The organism is Paraburkholderia phytofirmans PsJN, from assembly GCF_000020125.1.
Taxonomy (GTDB): domain Bacteria; phylum Pseudomonadota; class Gammaproteobacteria; order Burkholderiales; family Burkholderiaceae; genus Paraburkholderia; species Paraburkholderia phytofirmans.
Map to the genome: position 1 here is coordinate 3123511 of NC_010676.1, position 24746 is coordinate 3148256.

Sequence of the window (24746 nt, forward strand, 5' to 3'; positions counted from 1 at the left end):
GATACGCCTGACACGCATCCTGTTGCAGATGCAACGTTTCCGGGCGCCGCCCGAGCGCCTCAGTGCAGCTTGACCCGCGGTAGCGTGGTACGGCGCAACCAGTGGGCAAAGGTGTCGAGCACCATCCGCGCGTAGCCGTGCAGCGCGGCGATATGCAGCCGGTACAGCGACATGTACATGAAGCGCGCGAACAGCCCTTCGATCAGCATGTTGCCGCCGATCACCCCGCCCATCAGATTACCAACCGCGCTGAAATGCCCGAGCGACACCAGCGACCCGAAGTCGCGATAGGTAAACTCCGGCAGCGGCTTGTTTTCGAGCCGCGCTGCCAGCGCCTTCATCAGGAAGCTCGCTTGCTGGTGAGCCGCCTGCGCGCGCGGCGGCACGTTGCGCTCGTTGCCCGGCCACGGGCACGCCGCGCAATCGCCGAGCGCGAAGACGTTATCGTCGGTTTCGGTTTGCAGCGTGCGACGCACGATGAGCTGGCCCAGCCGATTGACAGGCAGGCCGTCGAGCTCGCTCAGAATCGCCGGCGCCTTGATGCCGGCCGCCCACACCGTCAGATCGGCGCGCACGGTTTTGCCGCTGGCAGTGCGGATCATGCCGGGCGCGACTTCGGCCACGGTCTCGCCGATCATCAGCTTCACGCCGAGCTTGGTGAGCAGTTCGGCCGTGGCGGTCGAAACGCGCTCCTGCAAAGCCGGCAGAATCCGCGGCCCTGCTTCGATCAGCACGATGCCGACGTCATGCCGCGGATCGAGCTTGTGCAGACCGTAGGCGGACAGCACCTGCGCCGTGTTGCGCAATTCCGCCGACAGTTCCACGCCCGTCGCGCCGCCGCCGACAATCGCCACCTGAATGCGCGGCTCGCCGGGCGCGCCAACGGCCGGCGCTGCCTCGACCGGTTCATGCACCTGATGCTCCGCGCGCATGCAGGCCGCGATCAGACGTTTGCGAAAACGCTCGGCCTGGCTCACGGTGTCGAGTGCGAGGGAAAATTCAGGCGCGCCTTTGACGCCGAAGAAGGCGGTCGTGCTGCCGATCGCGATGATCAGCGTGTCGTATTCGAGCTGGCGTTCGGGCAGCAACTCGGCGCCGTCGTCGTCGAGCACGGTGCCGAGCGTGAGGCGCTTATTCGCGCGGTCCAGCCCCGTCAGGTCGCCCTGCTGAAATTCGAAGCCGTGCCAACGCGCTTGCGCCGCATACTCGAGTTCCTGCGTGAACGGGTCCATGCTGCCCGCCGCCACTTCATGCAGCAGCGGCTTCCAGATATGAGTGGGGTTGCGGTCGACGAGCGTGACCTGCGCCTGCACACCGCCCTTGTTCTTGTGGGGTGCATAGCGATCGCCCAAACGCGTCGCCAGCTCCAATCCCCCCGCGCCTCCGCCAACGACGATAAAACGATGCATGGAACTCTCCGTATTTGCCGATGGGTTATGCGTCGTGCGGCGCCCATGCAACTTCACATGAGCGCCGTCTTGCAGCGATTGTCCGCGAGCAGCACGGGTTGTCACAAGCCATCAATGCGCATATGTGACATGCGCACGACGATATCGCGTCCCGTCACACGCACGTCAATGCGCTTCTTCCCAGTTCAGGCCGGCGCCCACTTCGGCGACCAGCGGCACTTTCAGGTCGGCGACACCGCACATCAACTCGGGCAAGCGCTTGCGGACGTCGGACAATTCCGCATCCGGTACTTCGAGGATCAATTCATCATGCACTTGCATGATCATGCGCGTGCCGATCTTCGACTCTTCGATCCAGTTCTGCACCGCGATCATGGAGAGCTTGATCAGATCCGCGGCGGTGCCTTGCATCGGCGCGTTGATCGCGGCGCGCTCAGCCGCTTGACGACGCGGACCATTGCCGCCGTTGATCTCCGGCAGCCACAGGCGGCGGCCGAACACCGTCTCGACGTAACCCTTGGCCTTCGCGCTCACGCGTGTTTCGTCCATATAACGCGCCACGCCCGGATAACGCGCGAAATAGCGGTCGATATAGAGCTTGGCTGCGTCGCGCGTGATGCCGAGGTTTGCGGCCAAACCGAACGAACTCATGCCGTAGATCAGGCCAAAATTAATCACCTTGGCCACGCGGCGTTGATCGTTCGACACTTCGAGCGGCGTCACGCTGAAAATTTCCGCGGCGGTGGCGCGGTGAATGTCTTCGCCCTGCGAGAAGGCGCGCAGCAGCGACTCGTCGCCGGAAATGTGCGCCATGATGCGCAATTCGATCTGCGAATAATCCGCCGAGACCAGCTTGTGTCCGGGCGGTGCGATAAACGCTTCGCGAATACGGCGGCCTTCGCCGGTACGCACCGGAATATTCTGCAGGTTCGGATCGTTCGACGCCAGACGCCCGGTGACCGCCACGGCCTGCGCATAGTTCGTATGCACGCGGCCCGTAGTGGCATTGACCATGCGCGGCAGCTTGTCGGTGTAGGTCGACTTCAGCTTCGACAAGCCACGGTGTTCGAGCAGGATCTTCGGCAACGGATAGTCTTCGGCGAGCTTTTGCAGCACTTCTTCGTCAGTGGACGGCGCGCCGCTCGGCGTTTTCTTGACGACCGGCAACTCCAGCTTCTCGAAGAAGATCTGCCCGATCTGCTTTGGCGAACCCAGGTTGAATTCGCCGCCGGCCAGCACATACGCTTCGCTTTCCAGCTGGATCAGACGCGTCGCGATTTCGCTGCTTTGCAGACGCAGTTTCTCTGCGTCGATCAGCACGCCGGTGCGTTCCATCTTGCGCAGGACACGCGAGGTAGGCAGTTCAATCGCGCGATACACGTACTCAAGTGTCTTCTCCGCAGTCACTTGCGGATACAGCGCCTGGTGCAGGCGCAAGGTGATGTCGGCGTCTTCCGCCGCGTATTCGGCGGCTTTGTCCAACGCGACTTCGTCGAAGCCGATCTGCCCGGCGCCCTTGCCCGCCACCTCTTCGTATTTGATAGTCTTCACGCCGAGATGGCGCAGCGCGAGGCTGTCCATATCATGCGTGCGATGCGATTCGACCACGTACGATTGAAGCAGCGTGTCGTGTTCGATACCGCGCATTTCAATGCCGTAGTTCGCCAGCACCTGCTCGTCGTACTTGAGATGCTGACCGACCTTCTTATGCTCGGCGCTTTCGAGCCACGGCTTGAGCCTGGCGAGGACTTCGTCGCGCGGCAATTGCACGGGCGCGTCCGGGCCGCGATGCGCGAGCGGCACATAGGCTGCCCGGCCGGCTTCCACTGACAACGACAGCCCCACGATCTGCGCAGTCATGGGGTCGAGCGAGGTGGTTTCCGTATCGAACGAGGTCAGTTCGGCCGTGTTGATCTTCTCGAGCCACCCGTCGAATTGTTCCCACGTCTGCACGGTGTCGTAGTGCCGCTCGTGATCCACGGACAAAGCCGGTGGCACATCCGTTTCCGGGCCTTCCACGGCATCTGCGATTTCCACTTCACGCAGCCACGTCTTGAAGCCGTGGCGCGTGAACACCTCGCGCAACTCCTCGCGCGATTCCGGCCGGCTCTGCAGACTTTCCTCGATCGACACGATGTGGTCGGTCATGTCGCAGTTGCGCTCGACGGTGACGAGTTTCTTCGCCATGGGCAGAAAATCGAGCGCTCTGCGCAGATTGTCTCCTACCGCACCTTTGATTTCGTCCGCATGTGCGACGATGCCATCTAGCGAATCGAATTGCGTCAGCCATTTGATCGCTGTTTTCGGCCCGCATTTCTCGACGCCGGGCACGTTGTCGACGGTATCGCCGATCAACGACAGGTAGTCGACAATGCGTTCCGGCGGCACGCCGAACTTGGCGAGCACGCCGGCGCGGTCGAGCGTTTCGTTAGTCATCGTATTGATGAGGGTGACATGATCCGACACAAGCTGCGCCAGATCCTTGTCACCCGTCGACACGATCACATTCATGCCACGCTTTTCCGCTTGCGTGCTGAGGGTGCCGATGACGTCGTCGGCCTCGACGCCGTCTATCATCAGCAAGGGCCAGCCGAGCGCCCGCACGGCCACGTGAATCGGCTCGATCTGGCGCGAGAGGTCGTCGGGCATCGACGGGCGGTTCGCCTTATAGTCGGGATACCAGTCGTCGCGAAACGTTTTGCCCTTGGCGTCGAACACGCACGCGCTATACTCTGCAGTGACTTCCTTGCGCATGCGCCGAAGCATGTTGATCATCCCGTAGAGCGCTCCCGTCGGATTACCGTCGGGGCTGCGCAGATCCGGCATCGCATGGTAGGCCCGGTACAGATAACTCGAACCGTCGACCAATAGCAGGGTCTTACCTTCAAGGCTTCGTTCTTCAGGCATTATGACTAAGAGAAAAGTGATTCCGAGTCTGCGATCACTCGCAGATCAAGAGCGCGCAACGGCTAAAAAGGCCCGCGCATCGTGGCAGATGTTCACGATTATGGCAGAGTTTATCGAGGCGACCGAGTACCTCTCGGAGATTCGCCCGGCTGTCAGCATCTATGGTTCAGCGCGCCTGAAACCGAACTCGCCCTACTACAAACTTGCCACGCAAATCGCGCGCAAGCTCTCGGACGCCGGCTTCGCCGTGATCTCGGGCGGCGGCCCGGGCATCATGGAAGCGGCCAACAAGGGCGCGCATGCAGGCAAGGCGCCTTCGGTCGGCCTGAACATCGAATTGCCGCACGAGCAGTCGGGCAATCAGTGGCAAGACATCTCGTTGCGCTTCCGCCATTTCTTCACGCGCAAGGTCACGTTCGTGAAGAATTCGGACGCCGTGATCGTCATGCCCGGTGGATTCGGCACGCTGGACGAACTCGCCGAAGTGCTCACGCTGATCCAGACCAAGAAGTCGCGCCACGTGCCGATCATTCTGGTTGGCGCCGAGTTCTGGGAAGGCCTGCTCACGTGGTTCAAGAACTCGCTCACGCCCATGGGCCTGATCAATCCGACCGACATGGACCTCATGCAGGTCATCGACGATCCCGACCAGGTGCTCGAAGCGGTGCTGAAGTTCTATGAAGACCGCGAGGAAGCCGAGCCGCAACCGACCAAGTCGGACGAAGACCGGATGTTCTATCTGTGAGGCTGCGCGCTTCGCGCCACGGCGCGAAATGATGCACGCAGCGGTGTGGATATGCAGATCCTAACGGGCAGCCTCGAGGCTGCCCGTTTCCATTTGATCGAACTGATCGCCTTGCGCTTGCAGCCATTCGCAGAACTGGCTGACGAGCGGCGCATCCGCGACCTCGCGCCTCGCCACCCACCAGTAGCCGCGTGAATCGATACGCGGACCCGCCAGCGGCATCACGAGCCGTCCCGACGTTAGCTCATCCGCGAGCATGGGCAATGGGCCGAGCGCCACGCCAAGGCCGTCCACCGCAGCCTGCAAGGCCAGATAGAAGTGATCGAACGATTGTTTCTTGCGGCATTTCGCCGTCACGCCAGCCGCTGCTAACCAGTTGCCCCAGGCATCCGGCCGCGTGTCGGAATGCAGCAGCACGTGCCGCGCGAGATCGTCGGCAACCTTGATCGGTGAACGTTGCAGCAACGCGGGGCTGCACACCGGGATCTCGGTCTCACCGAGAAAATGTCCGCTCACGCAATTGGGCCAATGCGCGGGACCACGCCGCACGGCAACGTCGAAAGCGTCCAGCGTCTCGACCGGCGCATTCGAGGTTGCCAGTCGCAACTCTACGTTCGGCACCTTTCGCTGGAACTGATGCAGCCGCGGCAGCAGCCATTTCATCGCGAAGGTGGGCAACGCATTCACGCGCAGCACATGGACGACACCGGTGTCGCGCAATTGATCCGTGGCGTGCGCGATGCTGTCGAATGCAGCCTGGACGGTTGAGAGGTAGCGGTGCCCGTCGTCGGTCAGACGCACGCGCTTGCCGCGACGCTGAAACACCTGCACGCCGAGCCATGTTTCGAAAGCCGCGACTTGCCGGCTGATTGCACCGTGCGTCACATGCAATTCGTTCGCTGCCGCGGTGAAGCTCTCATGCCGCGCAGCAGCTTCGAATGCGCGCAGCGCGGGAAACGGAGGAAGATTACGGGCCATGCTTGTGATTCTAGATCACAAAGCGGTGCTCAAAAATCGTTTTGCTCGATGCCAGTTCAGCGCTAACCTCCAGAGCTTGAACTGGAAGCTAACCGATATGGACCACGATCTCACCTCGTCCGAGCCTGCGCTTGCGCCCACGCCCACCTTGCGGCAAATCTTCGGCGGCTTTCTCGGCCTCGGGCTGATCTCGTTCGGCGGCGCGCTGCCGCTGGCGCGCCGGGCGCTGGTGGAACAACGCCGCTGGCTGAGCGCCGACGAATTCACCGACTTGCTGGGCCTCTGCCAGTTTTTGCCAGGCGGCAATGTGATCAACCTCTCGGTGGCGATGGGCATGCGCTTTCGCGGCGTGCCGGGCGCGCTGGCCGGTCTGCTCGGACTGATCGCGGGACCGTCGCTGGTGGTGATCGGCCTTGGCGTGCTGTACGAACACACGCAAAACGACCCGCACGTTCGTCATCTGTTCGCCGGTCTCGCCGCCGCAGCCGCTGGCCTGCTGATCTCGATGGCCGTGAAAATCCTGCTGCCGCTTCGGCATAACCCAATGGCCGCGCTGATCGCGGCACTCGGCTTCATTGCGATCGCGATCATGCGCCTGCCGCTTCTGCCCACCATGCTGGTGCTGACGCCACTTAGCATCTACATCGCGTCGAGGAGCGCACGATGAACGACACGCTCATTGCCCTCGCCGTTATTTTCAGTCAGCTTTCGCTGCTCGCGTTCGGCGGCGGCAATACGATTCTTCCGGAGATGCAGCGGCAGGTGGTGGATGTGCATCACTGGATGCCGGCCAGCGAATTCAGCGCGCTGTTCGCGCTCGCGCAAGCCGCGCCGGGGCCGAATCTGATGATCGTCACGCTGATCGGCTGGCACGTGGCCGGCTGGGCGGGCATGCTGGTGACGTCGGTGGCGAAGTTCGGGCCGTCGTCGCTGGTGACGATCCTCGCGATGCATGCGTGGGAGCGCTTCAAGGACCGCCCGTGGCGACGTTACGCGCAACTGGGACTGGTGCCCGTGACCGCCGGCATCATCGCGGCGAGCGCGGCGCTGATTGCCGAAGCTTCGAACTCGACGGCAATCGCGTGGGCGATCAGCTCTTTCACCGCCGTCATGGCGATGACGACGCGCGTCCATCCGCTGTGGCTTCTGGCGGCCGGCAGTTTGATCGGGCTGATCGGCATCGGGCAGCTTTGAGTTTGATCGGGCAGGAGCGAGCCGAAGTGGCGCTCGCCCTTGCCTGCGAAAACCCCGCTTACTGAAACGCGACTTCCGCGAAGCTACGCAGCTTGCGGCTATGCAAACGATGCAGCCCGTTCATCCGCAATAGCTCCATTGCCTTCACGCCGATCTGCAGATGCTGATCGACCTGCGCACGGTAGAACTGATCCGCCATGCCGGGCAACTTCAATTCGCCGTGCAAGGGCTTGTCCGACACGCACAGCAACGTGCCATAAGGCACGCGGAAACGGAAACCGTTCGCGGCGATGGTCGCGCTTTCCATGTCGAGCGCAACCGCGCGGCTTTGCGAGAGCCTCTGCACCGGCTCGCGATGATCGCGCAACTCCCAGTTGCGATTGTCCACACTCGCCACCGTGCCCGTGCGCATGACGCGCTTCAGTTCGACGCCGTCCAGCTGAGTGACCTGCGCGACCGCGCGCTCGAGCGCCACCTGCACTTCGGCGAGCGCCGGAATCGGCACCCACAGCGGCAAGTCGTCGTCGAGCACGTGGTCCTCGCGCACGTAGCCGTGCGCCAGCACATAGTCGCCGAGGCGCTGCGTGTTGCGCAGCCCCGCGCAGTGGCCGAGCATGATCCACGCGTGCGGACGCAACACGGCGATGTGATCGGTGATGGTCTTCGCGTTCGACGGTCCGACGCCGATGTTGATCATCGTGATGCCGCTGCCGTCCGCGCGCTTCAGGTGATACGCGGGCATCTGCGGCAGACGTGGCGGTGCCGTGCCTTCCTGCTCCTGTTCGCCCAGATTCGCGTTGTACGTGACCACGTCGCCGGGCTCGACGAACGACGTGTATTCGCTGCGATAGGCGCGCAATTCTTCGTCGTCGGTATGGGCCATCATCGTGCGGCCGAGTTTGACGAACTCGTCGATATAGAACTGGTAGTTCGTGTACAGCACGTAGTTCTGGCAGTGCGTGGGCGAGGTTGCCGTGTAGTGCTTCAGCCGATGCAGCGAGAAATCGACCCGCGCCGCCGTGAACAACGCAAGCGGATGCGGCTCGCCCGGCAGCGGTTCATACGTGCCGTTGACGATGCGGTCGTCGAGCAGCGCCAGGTCCGGCGTGTCGAACACGTCGCGCATCAGGAACAGGCGCTCGCGGTCCAGATCGCCTTCGAGATGGATGCCCTCGGCGAAAGCGAAATGAATCGGAATCGGCTGGTCCGACACGCCGACTTCGATCTGCACGTGATGGTTCTTCGCCAGCAGGCGCAATTGCTCGCGATAGTAGTTACCGAACAGATCGGGCCGCGTGACGGTCGTCTCGAACACGCCCGGACCCGCGACGAAACCATATGAACGGCGTGAGTCGATATGCGTGTTGACCTCGGTGCACACCCGCACGAACGGATAGCAGGCGCGCACACGGCGTTCGAACAACTCGTTGCGGCGATAGCGCGCGAAGGCGTCGCGCAAGAACGACGTGTTCGCTTCGTAGATCGCCGAGAGGCGGGTGACGGCCTCGGTCGCGTCGTCGAAGGATTCGGTTGGGAAGCTGTTGGCGGGAGTTTGCACCGCGCGTTGATTGGTATCGTTGTTCATCTTCATTCGCCTCTAATGATGAGGCCACATTACCACGGAACCGTTGCTCGCCAAATCACCTGACGGTGCTGCAACACACGTTGCCGCACCGCCCGCAAGTTTGCGCGCACGCCGCGCGAAAGCGGCGCAAAATAAGGCGGTCGCGCCCGAGGACCAGGTGGGATTTGCTAGAATCGGGGCACCATATTGGAGAATCACCATGAAGCCGCTCCTTCCCGTCGCCGTTGCACTGGCCTTCGCCTTTGGCAACGCCGCGATGGCTGCCCAGCCTGTCGACGATACACCGGCTCCCGGCGTGCCTCAGTCCGCCAACGAACGGGCCGGTCTGCCCGACCTGGAGAAGATCAATCGTCCGGCCGCCGAGGTCAGCTCGAAGGTCGAAATCAACGTGCCGCGCACGCCGAGCTTCTACGAACGCAGCGCCAACGGCACCGAAATCACCGAATACCGCGACAAAGGCAAGCCCGTCGAAATCAACGTGCATTCGAACCTCGGCACGCGCTATCAAATGAGCGCGCCGCTCGACACTTCGCCCTCCGTTCGCGACAACGGCCGTGCAAGCACGCGTTTGCCGTCGGTGCACCTGACCTATTGATGCATGCCGGGGCGGCGCCCCGGTGTGGGCCGTCGCCCGGATCCGCGCGCCCGCAAGGCGCCGTCCCGCGTCTCGGACGGGCTGGCCGGTGACCCTGGCGGTAAGGCGTTGAAATACCGCCGCGCTTTACGGCGCCGAAAAAACGCTTTCTCGATACCGCATTTGCCTCAATCGCACTGGCCGAATCGCGCCAGCCCGACCAACCTGATCTGACGTTTCCCGCATGGCTGTCTTCACCGCTGTCACCGAACCCCAACTTGCAGAATGGATGAGCCATTACGATCTCGGCGACGTCGTCGAATTTCGCGGCATTTCCTCCGGTATTGAGAACAGCAACTTCTTCCTGACGACGACGCGCGGCGAATACGTCCTCACGATTTTCGAAAAGCTGACGGCCGAACAGCTGCCGTTTTATCTCGACCTGATGCGGCATCTGGCCGCGCACCGCGTACCGGTGCCGGATCCCATGCCGCGCGAAGATGGCGCGCTGTTCGGCACCTTGCATGGCAAGCCGGCTGCCATCGTGACCAAGCTCGAGGGTGCGCCGGAACTGGCGCCGGGCGTCGAGCACTGCATCGAAGTCGGGCAGATGCTGGCGCGCATGCATCTGGCCGGACGCGACTACACGGGCTATCAGCCGAATCTGCGCAGCCTGCCGTGGTGGCGGGAAACCGTGCCGACCATCCTGCCGTTTCTGCAAGGCGAGCAACGCGAGTTGCTGTCGTCGGAGCTGGCGCATCAGGAAGCCTTCTTCGCCTCCGCCGACTACGCCGCGCTGCCCGAAGGCCCGTGCCACGCCGACCTGTTCCGCGACAACGCCATGTTCGCGCACGCCGCGCCGGACACAGGCCACGAAGTGCGCCTAGGCGGTTTCTTCGACTTCTATTTCGCCGGCTGCGACAAGTGGCTGTTCGACGTGGCGGTGACGGTCAACGACTGGTGCGTCGACCTCGCCACCGGCAAGCTCGACAACGCGCGCACCGAAGCCATGCTACGCGCCTACCAGACCGTGCGCCCCTTCACCGCCGAAGAAAACCGCCACTGGGGCGACATGCTGCGAGCGGGCGCGTACCGTTTCTGGGTCTCGCGCCTGTATGATTTTTATTTGCCGCGCGCGGCCGAACTGCTCAAACCGCACGATCCCGGCCATTTCGAGCGCATTCTGCGCGAACGCCTAACCGGCGTAGCACTTCCAGGCATTCATACCTCATGCAACTGATCGAAGTCCCCGCGAAAGCCGGCTATGTGTGGTTCCGGCAGGGTATCTGGCTGTTCCGCAAGAACCCGCTCGCGTTCCTGACGCTGTTCTTCACCTATCTGCTGGTGATGACGCTCGTGGCGCAAATTCCGGTGGTCGGCGGCGTGTTGCCGCTGGCCTTCATTCCGGGCGTCGCGGTCGGCTTCATGGCGGCGTGCCGCAACACGATCGCCGGCAAACCGGTGTTCCCCACCATTCTGGTGGACGGTTTTCACTCGTACGGCCCGGTGGTCGCCAAACGGCTGCTGGTGCTCGGCGTGCTCTATGTCGTCGCAATGGCACTGGTGCTGGCCGCTTCAGCGCTCGCCGACGGCGGCATGCTGCTGAAGGTCATGCTCGGCGCCGCCACGATGGATCAGGACGCGATCGCCAACAGCAATATCCCGCTGGCGGTGATCACGGCTTTCGTGGTCTACATTCCAGTGGCGATGATTTTCTGGTTCTCGCCGATTCTCGCCGCGTGGCATGACGTGCCGCCCGTCAAGGCGATGTTCTTCAGCCTCGTCAGTTGCTGGCGCAACCGCGGCGCGTTCATCGTGTTCGGCGCGCTGTGGTTCGCGGTGGCGATGACGGTGTCGCTCGGCTTGTCGGCGCTGATGCAGGCGCTGGGCGCGGGCGACTTCGCGTTCGCGATCCTGATGCCCGCCACGATGATCGTCACGACCATGCTTTACTGCTCGTTCTACGCGACCTATCGCGGCTGCTTCGGCGTGCAAACGCCCGAAGCACCTGACTTGCCGACCACGCCGGCGGCTTGAGTTCCATTCGGGCGCGGGCGCTGTTCTGGCGCCCGCGCCGCGCCGCCTTCGCGGCGACGCCTGCCCTCGCCATCTCCTGAATCTCCAGGCTGCACTCGTCAAGCTGCATAGATTTGCGGCACAATGATTTGCGCGCAATCCATTTGCACGCTCTTTTTATACGAGATGCATCATGACCCAGCGCCCCGCTTTGCCCTTCACGCTCGACGAGCAGCTCTGCTTCGCCCTCTACTCGACCTCGCTTGCCATGACCAAGGCGTACAAGCCGCTGCTGGACAAGCTGGGTCTGACGTATCCGCAATATCTGGCCATGCTGGTGCTGTGGGAGAGCGACGACGTCACGGTCAAGGACATGGCCGCGCGTCTGAATCTCGATTCGGCAACGGTCACGCCGCTGCTCAAACGCCTCGAAACCCAAGGGTTGCTGGAGCGGGTACGCGGTGTCGAAGACGAGCGTCTCGTGTATATCCGGCTCACCAAAGCCGGTTCGGCGCTCAAGCGCCAGGCGCGCGAAGTGCCCGCCGAAATCTTTTGCGCGACCCAGCAGACGCCCGAATTTCTGCTGCGTTTGCGCGACGACCTGACTCGCTTGCGCGCTACCCTCAACGACTACATGGACCACTAGCCGGTTCGTTGCAAAACGCGTGCTATCGCTACGATGCGAAAATTCATTTGCACACAAATGATTTGTGTACTATCTTACTCACATGCCGCAGCGACAGCGCTCCGCCAAAACGGCGGGCTCAGCAAAGAGCGGCAAATTTGCAGATCCTGACAACCCAGACAAAGGAGCAGCACCATGAACATTCTCTACAAAGCAAGCGCAACGAGCACCGGTGGCCGCGACGGCCGTGCAGTGTCGTCGGACAATGCATTGGACGTGAAGCTGGCAGCACCGCGTGAACTGGGCGGCACGGGCACAGCGGGCACGAATCCGGAACAGCTCTTTGCTGCAGGCTACTCCGCATGTTTCCTGAGCGCCATGAAGTTCGTCGCTGGCCAGAAGAAGCAGACTTTGCCGACTGACACGCAAGTCACGGCGGAAGTCGGCATCGGCCCGAACGACAAGGGCGGCTTCGCACTCGACATCGACCTGCGCGTCTCGCTGCCGGGCCTGGACGCCGGCGCGGCGAAGGAACTGGTCGACGCAGCGCATCAGGTCTGCCCGTACTCGAACGCCACGCGCAACAACGTCGACGTCCGCTTGCAAATCGCCTGAGCGACGGATTCGATGCATTGCTAGAGAATCACTCGAGCGGCGCGGAAAACCGCGCTGCTTGCCACGACAGCGCCCGCACCCTGCACAATAGGGGCGGGCGCTGTGTCGTTTGCAGACGCGGCATGCAATGTGCAGCGCAGCTCCGAAGCACAGTCGCCCTACCTTAATTCCACTATCTACGTTCCCGATGACACGCGTCCGACGCTTGAACGACTCTTTCGACACCGGTCTGGTCTGGTTTCGCCGTGACCTGCGCAGCACGGACAACGCCGCGCTCTACTACGCGCTCAAGCATTGCGAGCGCGTGTGGTGCGTATTCGTGTTCGACACGACGATCCTGCAACCGCTAGTCGAAGCCTGGCAGGCTCGCCATCCCGATACGCAGCCGCAGGATCGCCGCATCGAGTTGATTCTTGGGGCGCTGGGCGAACTGGATGAAGCATTACGCGCCAATGGCGGCGGCCTGATCGTGCTGTACGGCGACCCCGCCGACCTGGTGCCGAAGCTCGCCGATGAACTCGGCGTGGACGCGGTTTTCGCGAATCACGACTACGAACCGGTCGCCATCGCGCGCGACGAGACAGTCCGCGAGACGCTCGCGGAAGCCGGGCGCCAGTGGCTAACGTTCAAGGATCAGGTGATTTTCGAGCGGGACGAGGTGCTCACCGGTCAGAACAAGCCGTTCACGGTGTTCACGCCGTACAAGAACGCCTGGCTCAAGCAACTGACGGCCTTCGATCTGAAGCCATACCCGGTGGAAAGTTACACGAAGCATCTGGCCGCGCCGCCGTCGAAGCTGGACCGCCGTTTACCCACGCTCGATCAACTCGGCTTCGCGCCGAGCAATCTCGCCGAACTGGACCTGCCCGCCGGCATGAGCGGCGCGCAGCGTCTGCTCGACGACTTCGCGACGCGCATCGACAGCTACAAAGACCGGCGCGACTTTCCCGCCGCGAAGGGTCCGAGCTATCTGTCGATCCATCTGCGCTTCGGCACGGTCTCGATCCGCACGCTCGCGCGCCTCGCCCACGAGATGTCGCTGCAACCCGACGGGGAAGGCTCGACGACCTGGCTGTCGGAACTGATCTGGCGAGACTTCTACTTCATGATCCTCGCGCATCATCCGCGGCTCGCGAACGGCGCGTCGTTCAAGGAAGAGTACGACCAGCTGCGCTGGGAGCAAGGCCCGGAAGCCGACGAGGCGTTTGCCGCGTGGTGCGACGGCCGCACCGGCTACCCGCTCGTCGACGCGGCGATGCTGCAACTGAACCGCACCGGCTATATGCACAACCGTCTGCGGATGGTGACAGCGAGTTTTCTGGTGAAGGATCTGGGCGTGGACTGGCGACTCGGCGAGCGGTACTTCGCCCAACAGTTGAACGACTTCGATTTCTCGGCGAACAACGGCGGCTGGCAATGGGCGGCATCGACGGGATGCGACGCGCAGCCTTACTTCCGGATCTTCAATCCGATCACGCAGTCCGAAAAATTCGACGCCGAGGGTCGCTTTATCAAGCGTTATTTGCCCCAGCTCGCGAGGTTGCCGTCGAAGTGGATTCACGCGCCGTGGCTGGCGGGCACGGAGCGGCTCGCGGAATTCGGCGTGGTATTGGGCAAAGACTATCCGGCGCCGATCGTCGACCATGCCGAAGCGAGGGCGCGCACGCTGGCCCGATTCGGCAAGTGAGTACACGCTTACGTCGCTTTGCTCGATTCTGGATATCTGAAGGAGACTCGCGGATGCGCCGATGGCCGTCGCTGGTGGTGTTTCTTTTTTTGGCGTTTGCCGCCGCGTTCATCGCGAGCCGGTTTCTGCCTGACGCATGGTACGTGGCGCTGCAAAAGCCCGCATTCAATCCGCCGGACTGGGTTTTCCCGCCGGCGTGGTCGGTGCTTTATGTGCTGATGGCGATTGCCGCATGGCGCGTGTGGAAACGCGACGGTCTGAGCGCAGCGATCGTTTTATGGCTGGTGCAGTTGCTGTTCAACGCAGCCTGGATGTGGCTCTTCTTCGGCTTGCATCGAGCGGATGTGGCACTGGCCGACATTCTGATACTGCTGGTATTGATCGTCGCGCTGACATTTGCATTCTGGCGACGAGACCGCTGGGCAGGCGGACTATTGATGCCCTATGTGGCTTGGGTGGCGTTCGCCGCGGTGTTGAATCACGCGTTGTGGCAATTGAATCCGGCTGTCTGAGCGCTTGCAACGACTTGCGACAGCTTGGGCGCCTCACCCTGAACACCGGCGTTGCAATGCGCGCCGATGCTTTAACCGATGCAACTTAGTGCTGGGTCATCCACGACGGTTGGCGGACGTGCGCCTCACGGTCCAGCTTGCGCATACGGAATTCCAGATCGTACAGATCGGTTGCTTCAGCGAGGAAAGCGTCAGCGCGTTCTTTCGCGAGTTGATCGGGCGATTTGGTCAGAAACAGAAACAGGCGGCTAAGCAGGTACATGGTCAACCTCGACAATGAGTTTAGGCGTTAACTCCTAAGGGATAACCCGTATTATAGGGGAAAACCCTAGGGAGACGCCAGCACTCATTTCGAAATGTTGTTTCACCGTCAACGAGCGCCCGCTGAAGCCGCTGCGGCGTCGGCTTCAGCGATACGGCCTGCGCCCGTGCGGCGCTGATGCTTGAAGAATTCCCACAGCATGGCGCTTGCGTCGGGACCTTTGGCGGAATGAAACGGCACAGCGTCGTCGCCGCCGCTCCAGGCATGGGCAAGCCCTTGCACGCGGCACAGCCGGACCACACGCCGCCCACCGCGCAGATAATCGCGCATGACGACGCCGCCCTTGCGGTCTTCGCGGACTTCGCCTGATTTGCGCGCTCCGTTCTGGTCGACGATGCGGTTCAGGCGGAGAAACTGTACCGCCAGCTGGTCGGCATTGACCGGCGAGACCACATGGTCGGCGTCGCCGTGGATGATGAGGGCCGGCATGCCGGGATAACGCGCCACGTCGGCGGCTTCGTCGACCAGTTCGGCCGGTTCGCGGCGCGCGCCGCGCCGCATTACGTCCATCGCCATAATGCCGGAACGCGCCTCGCCGAAAGCAGGGCCGGAGTGCAACGCGACCGCCGCGAAATGCTCCGGATGGTTGAGGGCGAGCAGCGCCGTCAGGCCGGCGCCAGCGGAAATGCCGGCGACATACACGCGCTCGCTGTCGAAACCGTGCTGCGCGACCAGCGCGTCCACCAGCGAGACCACCGCGCGCGCTTCGGCGCCGCCGGCGCTTTCGCCTGCGTCGTACCAATGCCAGCAGCGGTGCGAATGCACGTGCTTCGACTGTTCCGGATAAACCACGGCAAAGCCGAAACGGTCGGCGAGCACGTTCATCCGCGTGCCTTCGGCGAATTCATCGATCGACTGCGTGCAGCCGTGCAGCATCACCACCAGCGGCATGGCTTCGAGCGCATGGCCCGTTGGGACATACAAGCCGTATTGAAGGTGGTTGACGAGCCGGCCGGGCGCTGCAGGCGCCGAGTGGAACGAGCGCGTCCACGACCCGCTCGCCCATGCCGAGGCGCGCGGGCGCACCCGCGATTCACGCGCAGCGGCGCGCGGCACCTCGCGTTTGGCGGGCGCGCGCACGGCCGCGGCCGGCTTGATCGGGCGAACTTTCGTGGACGGCTTACTGGTGGCGGGGCGGGCCGGTCGCGTCGTGCTGCGCTTGGTGGTCTTGCGGGCGTGCTCGGTCTGGATCGCGAGCAGGCGCTTGAGACCGCGCAGCCAGATTTTCGATAGACTTTTTGCCATTGGCGGAAAACCTCGCAAAAAGGGACAGGGTCCGTCCGGTAGAACGGTACTTTGTTGTGCAATGCACAATAACACCATTCCTCATGCGATGCTGGCACCTCTGAGTGCTATCCGGGACCGCGATATCCGCTCGGCGAACCTTGTCGCGAAGGGGGCGTCAAAGCCCGGCAAGGCTCGTGCGCTGGGCGTTTTCCGCTTGCTTGCTGCTTCGTCTGCCGCTGGCCGGCCGGATCTTTGCCGCTTGTTCGCGAACCAACTCCCAGCGGCAAAAAGTCTTGAGGCCAGTGCGACCGCCTTTCAGCACCCGTCTATACTGGCGGTTAATTCTCTGCCGCACGGATTTTGCCGCGCCGGCCGAGTCGGCGACTTGCGCCGCTCGTATGTTACGTTAATTCACCACCAACCCGATTCTACGCGGCCTTGGTCGCGCCTTTTGCCATGCCCGATTTGCCTGCCCACCTTTGGTATTCGATCACCAGCCTCGGCGGCGCCGGCATGACGCTGCCGCTCGCGTTCGCCATTGCGCTGTGGCTGGCGGTCGGCTACACGTGGCGCATGGCGGCGGCGTGGCTGCTGCTGCTCGGCGCGGCCATCGGCATCGTGACGGTGACGAAGCTGGCGTTCCTCGGCTGGGGTGTCGGCGTGCGCGGACTGGATTTCACCGGCGTCAGCGGTCATGCCATGCTGTCCACCGCGGTCTATCCGGTCGTGCTGTTTCTCATGCTCTTGCCGGCGCGGCCGTCCATCCGTCTGGCCGGCGTGCTGCTCGGCCTCGCTGCGGGGATCGCGGTGGGTTTGTCGCGCGTCGTGCTGAGCGCTCATTCGCCGTCTGAGGCCATTACTGGCTGTCTGACCGGTGCGCTGGCGGCGCTGGTGTTCGTCCGTCTCGCGTGGCATGCGGAGCCGGGCCGGTTGTCGGCCCTGCCCGTCGCCATCAGCATGATGGTCCTCGCGGTGCTGGCGCACGGTGTGCACGTGCCGACGCAGCGCTGGGTCACGCATATCGCACTAAAAGTGTCCGGTCATGACCGGCCGTTCATCCGCGCAAAGTGGAAGGCGGTGCGCGATGCCCATCCGGCCTTAGCGCCCCTGTCGCAAACGCTCAACATGCTGGCGCCGCCGCATTCGTCCGACGTCTGAATCAACTCCCGTTATTCGATATTCCGCTTCATGCGCACCGCTGAATAATAGTCATGGGTCACCGTTATAACCTGCCATATATTACGATAGCGGTTTAACCCGCCGATCCGGGTCACGCCGGACTTCCAAGTCTTCATGACACTCTCCCGCCGCCTTCTGAAGCAAGCGCTGTTCGTCGCCAGCGCCGTCTCGGTCGCCATCAGCGCCAATGCGCGCGCCGACGAACTGGTGGTCTCCGCGGCCGCCAGCCTGACCAACGCGTTCAAGGCGGTCAGCGAAGCATTCGAGCACCAGCATCCGGGCACCAAGGTGCTATTGAACTTCGGTGCCTCCGACGTGCTGATGCAGCAGATCGTCAAGGGCGCGCCCGCCGACGTGTTCGCGTCCGCGGATCAAAAAGCCATGGACAAGGCCGCCGCCGAAAAAGTGATCGTGCCGGCCACACGTAAGGACTTCGCCGCCAATTCGCTGGTGCTGATCGTGCCGACCGACAGCCGTTTCGCGCCGACCGCGCTGAACGATCTGACGTCCGCGAATGTGAAGCGCGTGGCGTACGGCGATCCGGCGTCCGTGCCGGTCGGCCGCTACACGCAAGGTGCGCTGCAAGCCGCCGGCGTGTGGGATGCCGTGAGCGCGAAGGCCGTGCTGGCGGCGAACGTCCGTCAAAGCCTCGACTACGTATCGCGTGGCGAAGTCGACGCCGGCTTCGTCTTCAGCACCGATGCCGCCGTCATGCCGGACAAGGTCAAAATTGCGCTGAACGTGCCGACGCAAACGCCGATCACCTATCCGATCGCGCAAGTGGAAGGCAGCCGCCATGCCGCGGATGCGCAAGCGTTCATGAACTTCGTGCTGTCGCCGGCCGGCCAGGCCGTGCTCGCGAAGTACGGCTTCAAACCCGCCCATTGACATCACCAGGACGACGCACGCTCATGCAACAGGCCTGGATTCCGCTCTTGCTGTCGTTGAAAGTGGCGGGCTGGGCCACCGCGCTCAATCTCGTATTCGGCGTCGCGGCGGCCTTCGGTTTGTCGCGCTGGCGCTCGGGCGCTCGCGACGTGATCGATTCGCTGCTGATGCTGCCGCTCGTCATGCCGCCCACCGTGCTCGGCTATTACCTGCTCGTCCTGCTTGGACGGCGCGGTGTGATAGGCGGCTGGCTCGACCGTTTCGATATCCAGTTGGTATTCACCTGGCAGGGCGCTGTGATCGCGTCGACGGTCGTGGCTTTTCCGCTCGTGCTGAAATCGGCGCGCGCCGCCTTCGAGGCGGTCGATCCGCAACTCGAACGGGCCGCGCGCACGCTCGGCGTCAGCGAAACGGCCGTGTTCTTTCGCGTGACACTGCCACTCGCCGCGCGCGGCATTCTCGCCGGCGGCCTGCTGGCTTTCGCGCGGGCGCTCGGCGAATTCGGCGCGACGCTGATGATCGCGGGCAATCTGCCGGGCCGCACGCAAACGCTGTCGGTGGCGGTTTACTCGGCGGTGCAAGCCGGCGACGACAGCACCGCGAATTTCCTCGTGCTCGTAACCTCGGTGACGTGCGTCGTGATCCTGTTGCTCGCGGGGCGTCTCGTGCCGCAGCACACCCTATTGAAGTCGGGTTGATATGCTGCTCGCCGTCGACATCCGCAAGACCTTGCAGAGCGCCGAGCGCCGCTTCACGCTCGACGTCGCCTTCAAGGCCACCTCGCAACGCGTCGTACTGTTCGGACCCTCGGGAGCGGGCAAAAGTCTGACCTTGCAGGCGATCGCCGGCCTGCTGCGTCCCGACGAAGGCTCGATCACGCTGCATGGCAACGCGCTGTTCGACAGCGCGCGCGGCGTCGATCTGAAACCGCAAGCGCGCAAGCTCGCTTACCTGTTTCAGGACTACGCGCTCTTTCCGCATCTGAACGTGCGGCAGAACATCGGCTTCGGCTTGCAGCAGGGCTGGCTCAATCCGCGCAAGCGCATCACGCATCCGCAGATCGATTACTGGCTCGATGCGCTGGAATTGAAAAGCGTGGCGGGCAATCATCCGGCGCAGCTTTCCGGTGGACAAAAGCAGCGCGTGGCGCTGGCGCGAGCGCTCGTCGCGCAACCTCAGGCGCTGTTGCTGGACGAACCGTTTTCGGCGCTCGACAGCGCCTTGCGTCAGCGCATGCGTCGCGAACTATCCGATCTGCAGACGCGGCTCGATATTCCGATGGTGTTGATCACGCACGATCCCGACGATGTCGCCGCCTTCGGCGATCAGGTCGTGCAGGTCACTGACGGCTGCGTGCGCGAGGATCATCCGTTCGCGGGGTATGTGCGCAGCGAGCCTTGAGTCTGGACGGCGAGCCCGTCGCCCGCTCAGTCCTTCACGCCAAGTATCACGCTCGACGCCTTGAACGCCGCGACGGCGCTCCCGCCTTCCACGAGGCCAAGCGTGTCGAGGCTTCCATGGGTGACGACCGCGGTGATCACCGCGCCGCCGTGCAGCATCAACGACACCTCGGCATTGACCGCGCCGCGCTTCACGCTCTGCACCGTACCGCGCAACTGATTGCGCGCCGAGAGTTTGAGCGGCGTGCCGCTTGCGTTGTCGACGAGCAGCACGACCCACGACGCCTTGATCAACGCGAACGCCGCCGCGCCTTCGGCGAGGCCCAGCGTCTCCGTGCTCTCATGCGTGATGACCGAGACGATCGCGTGGCCGCCGGGCAGCGTTAGCGCGATTTCGTCGTTGACGGCGCCGCGCGTGATCGCCGACACCGTGCCATAGAGCTGATTGCGCGCACTCGTCTTCACGCCGATGCGGCCGATCAGATCCCAGTCCGTCGCGAATCCTTCTATCGCCGCGCCCGCGCGCTCGAGAAAGCGTCGATGCTCGCGCTCCACCGCGCGAAACGTCTCGATCAGTTTGACGGCGCGTGGCGTCAGCGTGGTGCCGCCGCCGCCCTTGCCGCCGGTCAGACGCACCACGAGCGGCTCGCCGGCGAGATTGTTCATCGTGTCGACGGCATCCCACGCGCCTTTGTAGCTGATGCCGACCTCTTTCGCCGCGCTGGTGATCGAGCCGGTCTCGCCGATCGCCTCGAGCAGCGCGATCCGCGACGCGCCGCCGAGCGTCTGCGCGCCCGCCTGAAACCAGACAGAGCCGCCGAGTTCAAGCGTTTCGAGGGAAGGATCGGTGCGGTCGGATGTCATGGCGAGGCGCGGTCGATGACCGGGGAAAGAACGACGAATGATTATAGCGACGCGCGCCTGCGCTGCCGGCCGCTAAGCTGGCGGACCTCGAAAACGGATAGATGGGATACTTCGAGTTCGACGCTTCGAACGCCAGGCCCTTTGCATTTTCGGCGCGGCTGGCCACCGCCGGTGCGCTGCAACTTCAACAAGGAGCAAGACAGTGAACATCGATCTATCGGGCAAGACCGCTATCGTCAGTGCATCCACGGCGGGCATCGGCCTTGCTATCGCCACCGGCATTGCCGCGGCCGGCGCGCAGACCATCATCAACGGACGCAAGCAGGAGGCGGTGGACCGCGCGATCGACACGATCCGCAAGACCGTGCCGCAAGCGAAATTGCAAGGCTTCGCGGGCGACCTCGGCACGTCGGAAGGTTGCGACGCGCTGGCGAAAGCCGTGCCGCAGGCGGATATTCTAGTGAACAACCTCGGCGTCTTCGGACCCGGCGACATCTTCAGCACCACAGACGACGACTGGGAACGCTACTTCCAGGTCAACGTGATGTCGGGCGTACGTCTCACGCGCCACTACCTCAAAGGAATGATGGAGCGCAAATGGGGCCGCGTGGTGTTCATCTCGTCCGAATCCGGATTGAATATTCCGCCGGATATGCTCGCTTATGGTTTCTCGAAGACGGCGCAACTGAGCATTGCGCGCGGCATCGCCAAACAGGCGGCCGGCAGCGGCGTGACGGTGAATGCCGTGCTGCCCGGACCGACCTTATCCGACGGCCTCCGTTCGATGGTCGAAGAAACCGCTAAAGAGCATGGCAAAACCGTCGAGCAGGTCGCCACGGAGTTCGTCCGCGAGCATCGAAGCAGTTCGATCATTCAACGCGCCGCCACCACCGAGGAAGTGGCGAACATGGTCGTCTATGTCTGCTCGCCGCAGGCCTCGGCGACGACTGGTGCGGCGCTGCGCGTGGACGGCGGCGTGGTCGATACGATTGCTTAAGGTTGGCGCTTTTCTGACACGGAGGCGTGCGGCATGGCCGCCCGCCTCTGCTTTTGTCAAAAGTTATGGCGAATGCCGATCGTTGCTCCAGTCGTCGTGCCTTGCAAGCCATATAACGCGTAGCCGATGGCGAGACCGCTATTCATCGCACCACGGTTGTTGATCGCTGCCACCTGCGCATAGAGTGCGGTTCGCACGGACAATGAATAAACAGTGCCTATCGCACCCATGATCGACGAATTCGCCGAATCGTTTTGGTCCATTCTGTAGTACACGCCACCGTTCAGGTTCAGCGCGGGCGTCGCATTCCAATCCACGCCCAGACCATAAAGGTTCGAGTTGAACGATCCTGCGACCTTGTAATTGACGAACTGCGCCTTTGCGGAGACGGCACCGAACTTGTAGACCGTGCCGACAGTGCGGCCTGAGAATTGAAGCGTCGTTGGAATAGGCGTTGACACCGTTCCGCCGCCGATTCCCGAATACAACGCCGCATTGACCATGAAGTTGCCGTTCTGGTATTTCAGGCTTGCGGAATACTGCCTGCCGGCCTGATAGTCGCCAGGCTTTCCGCCCAAAGCGACAAGCGCGCTGCCTTCAAACCCTCCAATAGAGGGGCTCGCGTAGGAAATTCCATTGGCGTTGAATGCGCCGGTGCCCAGCACGTTATTGACGTAATTGACGAGGCCGCTGCCGAACTGCGAAAACCCTCGCGGGTCAGTCTCAAATAAGGCCAAGAAGAATGGCGAGAATTGCAGGCCGAATTTCGCTTGACCATAAGGACCCGCCAATGCGACAAATGCCTGGCGCCCGAACAGATTTCCATTGGAATTTTTGAAACCTCCATCCATCAGGTTGACACCGCTTTCGAGGGTGAAAAGAACCTTGGTTCCTCCGCCAATGTTCTCGACACCTCGCAGTCCGAATAACGTGGGTGAAGCCCCGCTGTCGATGACCGACAGTTGACGTCCGCCATTCCTGCCGCTTTTCACGTCGAATGTCCGGCTTGTGTACAGGAGGCCGGCGTCAAGACGACCGTATAGCGTGACGCTGCTTTGCGCGCACGCGCTCTCTATGACGAATATCGCGCCGATGCACGCAGTCAGCCTTGCCATGCATCTAAAAAGTCGATTCATTATCTCCTCACATATTATGGACAGCTAATCATATAATTTAAAATCGTCATAAATATTTCGCGCTTGCTACCGGCCTATGCGGAGGCTTCGGCTTGCGGGTATTGGCCGTCTTTGTGTACGTTAGCCGTGCCGGCGGCTTCTACGCGTGCGAATGAAACTCAAACTGTACTTTGCCGTCACGGATCGGCATACCGTCCACTCCGTCCTTACCGATTTCGGCATCAATGAGCAAGTTCAGTTTTTCGTTCATGGCGAGCAATAGCCCTTCGTGATGCCTGGGTTCGAGCGCAAGATTGCGCAGTTCATGCGGGTCGCTCTCGAGGTCGTACAGCTCGACATCGTTATGTGCGAATAACTCATCGACATTGCGCGGCAAGTTGAAATCCATCAGCGAGAAATAACGGCTGAATCTATATCTACCGTCATACACGCTGCGGATCGCACCGCGCTTTCCGAAATCCGGTTGCTGCGCCCGAATTCTGCGATGAATCTCTTCCGGCGGAGTCTTTCTGTCGAAAAGCATGCTCAGCTCCCTGAGCATCCACTCGCTGTCGTAATAGAGGAGCATTGCGTAGCAGAACAATGCGGCTGGACGAACTGCGTCGATTGGGGAGTTTTCGGGTGAACGCAGCAGTGGAACGAGGCTCGATCCCTTTAACGCCTTTCCTCCGATTCGTGCGGCGTCCTTTGTATCCATGCCTGTCAAGTCGAGCAAGGTCGGCACGAGATCGATGTGTGACGTCAGGGAACGACACACCTGTCCGCCCGGATAGGCCGGGTGCCGGATTACAAGCGGCACATGATTCTGCTCGCGATATGCGGTCGCCCCTTTCCCGACGAGTTGGTGGGCGCCGACGTGGTCGCCATGATCCGAACTCATAACGACGATAGTATTGTCGTCAAGATTCAAATCGACGAGCGCATCGAGCAATCGCTCAATATGGCGGTCGCAATCGCGAATGCAATTGAAGTAATAGTCCTGGTAGACTTTGATGCGCTCATCATTGAACGGATACCCGCCTACGAGATTGGCATGAGCCGTGTTGTACATTCCGTGCGCGACTGGACGTCCTGGCGCGTCATACGGTTGGCGCCGGGAGCCGGAAAGAGGTTCGTTCCAACGCGCATCGTAGATCGCATCACGTGGCGGCCTTGCATTGCCAAGCAGCGGATGACGGCGATTCTGCAAGTCATCGTTTCCCTGATCGGTATCGACGAACATGACGTCATGCGGATTGACAAGATTCACTGCCAGAAACCAGGGCTTGCTATTCTCGGAGTGTTGCCTGAGCCAGCTCACGGCGGCGCCTGCGGTGATACCGTCGTAATCGTAACCGCCTCGTACCATGCCAATGAGATCTCCGACACCGAAATAGTCGTCGAAACCATAGTCCTGCATCGACTTGTTATAAGCGTTGACCGGTGCGGTATATGGGCTGGCCGTTTCGTGCAGACTCTTGCTGAGATGCCATTTCCCCAGATAAGCGGCGCGATAGCCTGCGTCGCGCATCATATGGCCAATGTACGAATGCCGGTGGGCATATCGGGTTGCCACGGCAAGCCCGCATTGTCGAACACACCAGTTTGCGACGTGTGCAATCCCGTATAGATCGTGGAGCGCGAAGGAGAACACACGCAGGCCGCGATCTGGTGATTCGCGAATGTTATTCCGTGGCGCTTTAACCGTTCGCGGCCCGGTACAGGGAACGGCCAGTTTTCGAAGTGACGTTCCTGGTCCGTAAGAATAAACAGAATGTTGTACCCTTTCGGCGGCATGGCAGGCGCGGGCGCCGCAGTAAGCCTGTTCGCGGCAGGCCGGTCGGAAGTGGCATTCGCGAAAGCCGGCAGATCGACTCCCGCAGATGCGACCGCGGCACTCGCGACTT

24 protein-coding genes are annotated in these 24746 nt (G+C 62.3%); 15 read left to right on the forward strand and 9 right to left on the reverse strand.

Annotation, left to right across the window (positions count from 1 at the left end):
• Positions 1-59 precede the first annotated feature (59 nt).
• Both BPHYT_RS33605 and polA read right to left on the reverse strand, forming a co-directional pair.
• On the reverse strand, positions 60-1409 hold the full coding sequence (locus BPHYT_RS33605) for an NAD(P)/FAD-dependent oxidoreductase (RefSeq protein WP_012428580.1): 1350 nt from the start codon (positions 1407-1409) through the stop codon (positions 60-62).
• Between the two features lie 165 nt (positions 1410-1574).
• Positions 1575-4316, reverse strand: coding sequence for a DNA polymerase I (gene polA, locus BPHYT_RS33610; RefSeq protein WP_012428581.1), 2742 nt, complete (start codon positions 4314-4316; stop codon positions 1575-1577).
• A gap of 1 nt (position 4317) precedes the next feature.
• Here polA and BPHYT_RS33615 point away from each other — a divergent pair, with 1 nt between their 5' ends.
• The gene (locus tag BPHYT_RS33615) at positions 4318-5061 is read left to right on the forward strand and encodes an LOG family protein (RefSeq protein ID WP_041759380.1); all 744 of its coding nucleotides are present in this window, start codon (positions 4318-4320) and stop codon (positions 5059-5061) included.
• A gap of 60 nt (positions 5062-5121) precedes the next feature.
• On the opposite strand, the gene BPHYT_RS33620 is transcribed toward BPHYT_RS33615, so the two are convergent.
• On the reverse strand, positions 5122-6039 hold the full coding sequence (locus BPHYT_RS33620) for a transcriptional regulator GcvA (RefSeq protein WP_012428583.1): 918 nt from the start codon (positions 6037-6039) through the stop codon (positions 5122-5124).
• Positions 6040-6136: 97 nt separating this feature from the next.
• On the opposite strand from BPHYT_RS33620, the gene BPHYT_RS33625 reads away from it, so the two are divergent.
• Positions 6137-6706 carry a chromate transporter gene (locus tag BPHYT_RS33625; RefSeq protein ID WP_012428584.1) on the forward strand — a complete coding sequence of 190 codons (570 nt, stop codon included), beginning with the start codon at positions 6137-6139 and terminating at the stop codon, positions 6704-6706.
• Complete coding sequence (locus tag BPHYT_RS33630) at positions 6703-7233, forward strand: chromate transporter (protein WP_012428585.1); 531 nt, start codon at positions 6703-6705, stop codon at positions 7231-7233. Before BPHYT_RS33625 ends, BPHYT_RS33630 begins: the two co-directional genes overlap by 4 nt.
• A 58-nt stretch (positions 7234-7291) precedes the next feature.
• On the opposite strand, the gene BPHYT_RS33635 is transcribed toward BPHYT_RS33630, so the two are convergent.
• Complete coding sequence (locus BPHYT_RS33635; RefSeq protein WP_012428586.1) at positions 7292-8818, reverse strand: AMP nucleosidase; 1527 nt, start codon at positions 8816-8818, stop codon at positions 7292-7294.
• Positions 8819-9017: 199 nt separating this feature from the next.
• On the opposite strand from BPHYT_RS33635, the gene BPHYT_RS33640 reads away from it, so the two are divergent.
• The 7 genes from BPHYT_RS33640 (at position 9018) to BPHYT_RS33670 (ending at position 14847) form a co-directional block, all read left to right on the forward strand.
• Entirely contained in the window at positions 9018-9413 is a 396-nt protein-coding gene (locus BPHYT_RS33640) for a hypothetical protein (protein ID WP_012428587.1), read from the forward strand.
• 223 nt (positions 9414-9636) lie between these two features.
• Entirely contained in the window at positions 9637-10632 is a 996-nt protein-coding gene (locus BPHYT_RS33645; protein WP_012428588.1) for a homoserine kinase, read from the forward strand.
• Positions 10623-11429 carry a BPSS1780 family membrane protein gene (locus tag BPHYT_RS33650; protein ID WP_012428589.1) on the forward strand — a complete coding sequence of 269 codons (807 nt, stop codon included), beginning with the start codon at positions 10623-10625 and terminating at the stop codon, positions 11427-11429. Before BPHYT_RS33645 ends, BPHYT_RS33650 begins: the two co-directional genes overlap by 10 nt.
• 172 nt (positions 11430-11601) lie before the next feature.
• Positions 11602-12054 carry a MarR family winged helix-turn-helix transcriptional regulator gene (locus BPHYT_RS33655; RefSeq protein WP_012428590.1) on the forward strand — a complete coding sequence of 151 codons (453 nt, stop codon included), beginning with the start codon at positions 11602-11604 and terminating at the stop codon, positions 12052-12054.
• Between the two features lie 174 nt (positions 12055-12228).
• Positions 12229-12648, forward strand: a complete 420-nt coding sequence (locus BPHYT_RS33660) for an organic hydroperoxide resistance protein (RefSeq protein ID WP_012428591.1) — start codon at positions 12229-12231, stop codon at positions 12646-12648.
• Positions 12649-12835: 187 nt separating this feature from the next.
• Positions 12836-14335 (forward strand): cryptochrome/photolyase family protein, encoded by a 1500-nt coding sequence (locus BPHYT_RS33665; RefSeq protein WP_012428592.1) that lies wholly within the window; start codon positions 12836-12838, stop codon positions 14333-14335.
• A gap of 53 nt (positions 14336-14388) precedes the next feature.
• Positions 14389-14847: a TspO/MBR family protein gene (locus tag BPHYT_RS33670; protein WP_012428593.1), complete on the forward strand. Its 459-nt coding sequence runs from the start codon at positions 14389-14391 to the stop codon at positions 14845-14847.
• An 85-nt stretch (positions 14848-14932) separates the two neighbouring features.
• Here BPHYT_RS33670 and BPHYT_RS37710 read toward each other — a convergent pair whose 3' ends face one another.
• Together BPHYT_RS37710 and BPHYT_RS33675 are read right to left on the reverse strand one after the other, a co-directional pair.
• Positions 14933-15109, reverse strand: a complete 177-nt coding sequence (locus BPHYT_RS37710; RefSeq protein WP_012428594.1) for a DUF3563 family protein — start codon at positions 15107-15109, stop codon at positions 14933-14935.
• Positions 15110-15217: 108 nt separating this feature from the next.
• Positions 15218-16414, reverse strand: coding sequence for an extracellular catalytic domain type 1 short-chain-length polyhydroxyalkanoate depolymerase (locus BPHYT_RS33675; RefSeq protein ID WP_012428595.1), 1197 nt, complete (start codon positions 16412-16414; stop codon positions 15218-15220).
• Between the two features lie 438 nt (positions 16415-16852).
• Between BPHYT_RS33675 and BPHYT_RS33680 the strand changes: the two genes are divergently transcribed.
• From BPHYT_RS33680 to BPHYT_RS33695, 4 genes are all read left to right on the forward strand, one after another.
• Entirely contained in the window at positions 16853-17554 is a 702-nt protein-coding gene (locus BPHYT_RS33680) for a phosphatase PAP2 family protein (protein ID WP_012428596.1), read from the forward strand.
• 135 nt (positions 17555-17689) lie between these two features.
• Positions 17690-18463 carry a molybdate ABC transporter substrate-binding protein gene (gene modA, locus BPHYT_RS33685; protein ID WP_012428597.1) on the forward strand — a complete coding sequence of 258 codons (774 nt, stop codon included), beginning with the start codon at positions 17690-17692 and terminating at the stop codon, positions 18461-18463.
• Between the two features lie 23 nt (positions 18464-18486).
• Positions 18487-19161, forward strand: coding sequence for a molybdate ABC transporter permease subunit (gene modB, locus BPHYT_RS33690; protein ID WP_012428598.1), 675 nt, complete (start codon positions 18487-18489; stop codon positions 19159-19161).
• Position 19162: 1 nt separating this feature from the next.
• A complete protein-coding gene (locus tag BPHYT_RS33695) occupies positions 19163-19864 on the forward strand; it encodes an ATP-binding cassette domain-containing protein (protein ID WP_012428599.1) in 702 nt (233 codons plus the stop codon).
• A gap of 26 nt (positions 19865-19890) precedes the next feature.
• On the opposite strand, the gene BPHYT_RS33700 is transcribed toward BPHYT_RS33695, so the two are convergent.
• Positions 19891-20727, reverse strand: a complete 837-nt coding sequence (locus BPHYT_RS33700; RefSeq protein ID WP_012428600.1) for a TOBE domain-containing protein — start codon at positions 20725-20727, stop codon at positions 19891-19893.
• A gap of 202 nt (positions 20728-20929) precedes the next feature.
• Here BPHYT_RS33700 and BPHYT_RS33705 point away from each other — a divergent pair, with 202 nt between their 5' ends.
• Complete coding sequence (locus BPHYT_RS33705) at positions 20930-21724, forward strand: SDR family NAD(P)-dependent oxidoreductase (RefSeq protein WP_012428601.1); 795 nt, start codon at positions 20930-20932, stop codon at positions 21722-21724.
• Between the two features lie 56 nt (positions 21725-21780).
• Here BPHYT_RS33705 and BPHYT_RS33710 read toward each other — a convergent pair whose 3' ends face one another.
• Complete coding sequence (locus BPHYT_RS33710; protein ID WP_012428602.1) at positions 21781-22860, reverse strand: porin; 1080 nt, start codon at positions 22858-22860, stop codon at positions 21781-21783.
• Between the two features lie 139 nt (positions 22861-22999).
• A complete protein-coding gene (locus tag BPHYT_RS33715; RefSeq protein ID WP_274378470.1) occupies positions 23000-24415 on the reverse strand; it encodes a sulfatase-like hydrolase/transferase in 1416 nt (471 codons plus the stop codon).
• Between the last annotated feature and the right edge of the window lie 331 nt (positions 24416-24746).

Bases quoted from the DNA above. Each gene is read 5' to 3' on its own strand.
- BPHYT_RS33605 (WP_012428580.1), bottom strand. From the start codon at position 1,409: ATGCATCGTTTTATCGTCGTTGGCGGAGGCGCGGGGGGATTGGAGCTG.
- polA (WP_012428581.1), bottom strand. From the start codon at position 4,316: ATGCCTGAAGAACGAAGCCTTGAAGGTAAGACCCTGCTATTGGTCGAC.
- BPHYT_RS33615 (WP_041759380.1), top strand. From the start codon at position 4,318: ATGACTAAGAGAAAAGTGATTCCGAGTCTGCGATCACTCGCAGATCAA.
- BPHYT_RS33620 (WP_012428583.1), bottom strand. From the start codon at position 6,039: ATGGCCCGTAATCTTCCTCCGTTTCCCGCGCTGCGCGCATTCGAAGCT.
- BPHYT_RS33625 (WP_012428584.1), top strand. From the start codon at position 6,137: ATGGACCACGATCTCACCTCGTCCGAGCCTGCGCTTGCGCCCACGCCC.
- BPHYT_RS33630 (WP_012428585.1), top strand. From the start codon at position 6,703: ATGAACGACACGCTCATTGCCCTCGCCGTTATTTTCAGTCAGCTTTCG.
- BPHYT_RS33635 (WP_012428586.1), bottom strand. From the start codon at position 8,818: ATGAACAACGATACCAATCAACGCGCGGTGCAAACTCCCGCCAACAGC.
- BPHYT_RS33640 (WP_012428587.1), top strand. From the start codon at position 9,018: ATGAAGCCGCTCCTTCCCGTCGCCGTTGCACTGGCCTTCGCCTTTGGC.
- BPHYT_RS33645 (WP_012428588.1), top strand. From the start codon at position 9,637: ATGGCTGTCTTCACCGCTGTCACCGAACCCCAACTTGCAGAATGGATG.
- BPHYT_RS33650 (WP_012428589.1), top strand. From the start codon at position 10,623: ATGCAACTGATCGAAGTCCCCGCGAAAGCCGGCTATGTGTGGTTCCGG.
- BPHYT_RS33655 (WP_012428590.1), top strand. From the start codon at position 11,602: ATGACCCAGCGCCCCGCTTTGCCCTTCACGCTCGACGAGCAGCTCTGC.
- BPHYT_RS33660 (WP_012428591.1), top strand. From the start codon at position 12,229: ATGAACATTCTCTACAAAGCAAGCGCAACGAGCACCGGTGGCCGCGAC.
- BPHYT_RS33665 (WP_012428592.1), top strand. From the start codon at position 12,836: ATGACACGCGTCCGACGCTTGAACGACTCTTTCGACACCGGTCTGGTC.
- BPHYT_RS33670 (WP_012428593.1), top strand. From the start codon at position 14,389: ATGCGCCGATGGCCGTCGCTGGTGGTGTTTCTTTTTTTGGCGTTTGCC.
- BPHYT_RS37710 (WP_012428594.1), bottom strand. From the start codon at position 15,109: ATGTACCTGCTTAGCCGCCTGTTTCTGTTTCTGACCAAATCGCCCGAT.
- BPHYT_RS33675 (WP_012428595.1), bottom strand. From the start codon at position 16,414: ATGGCAAAAAGTCTATCGAAAATCTGGCTGCGCGGTCTCAAGCGCCTG.
- BPHYT_RS33680 (WP_012428596.1), top strand. From the start codon at position 16,853: ATGCCCGATTTGCCTGCCCACCTTTGGTATTCGATCACCAGCCTCGGC.
- modA (WP_012428597.1), top strand. From the start codon at position 17,690: ATGACACTCTCCCGCCGCCTTCTGAAGCAAGCGCTGTTCGTCGCCAGC.
- modB (WP_012428598.1), top strand. From the start codon at position 18,487: ATGCAACAGGCCTGGATTCCGCTCTTGCTGTCGTTGAAAGTGGCGGGC.
- BPHYT_RS33695 (WP_012428599.1), top strand. From the start codon at position 19,163: ATGCTGCTCGCCGTCGACATCCGCAAGACCTTGCAGAGCGCCGAGCGC.
- BPHYT_RS33700 (WP_012428600.1), bottom strand. From the start codon at position 20,727: ATGACATCCGACCGCACCGATCCTTCCCTCGAAACGCTTGAACTCGGC.
- BPHYT_RS33710 (WP_012428602.1), bottom strand. From the start codon at position 22,860: ATGAATCGACTTTTTAGATGCATGGCAAGGCTGACTGCGTGCATCGGC.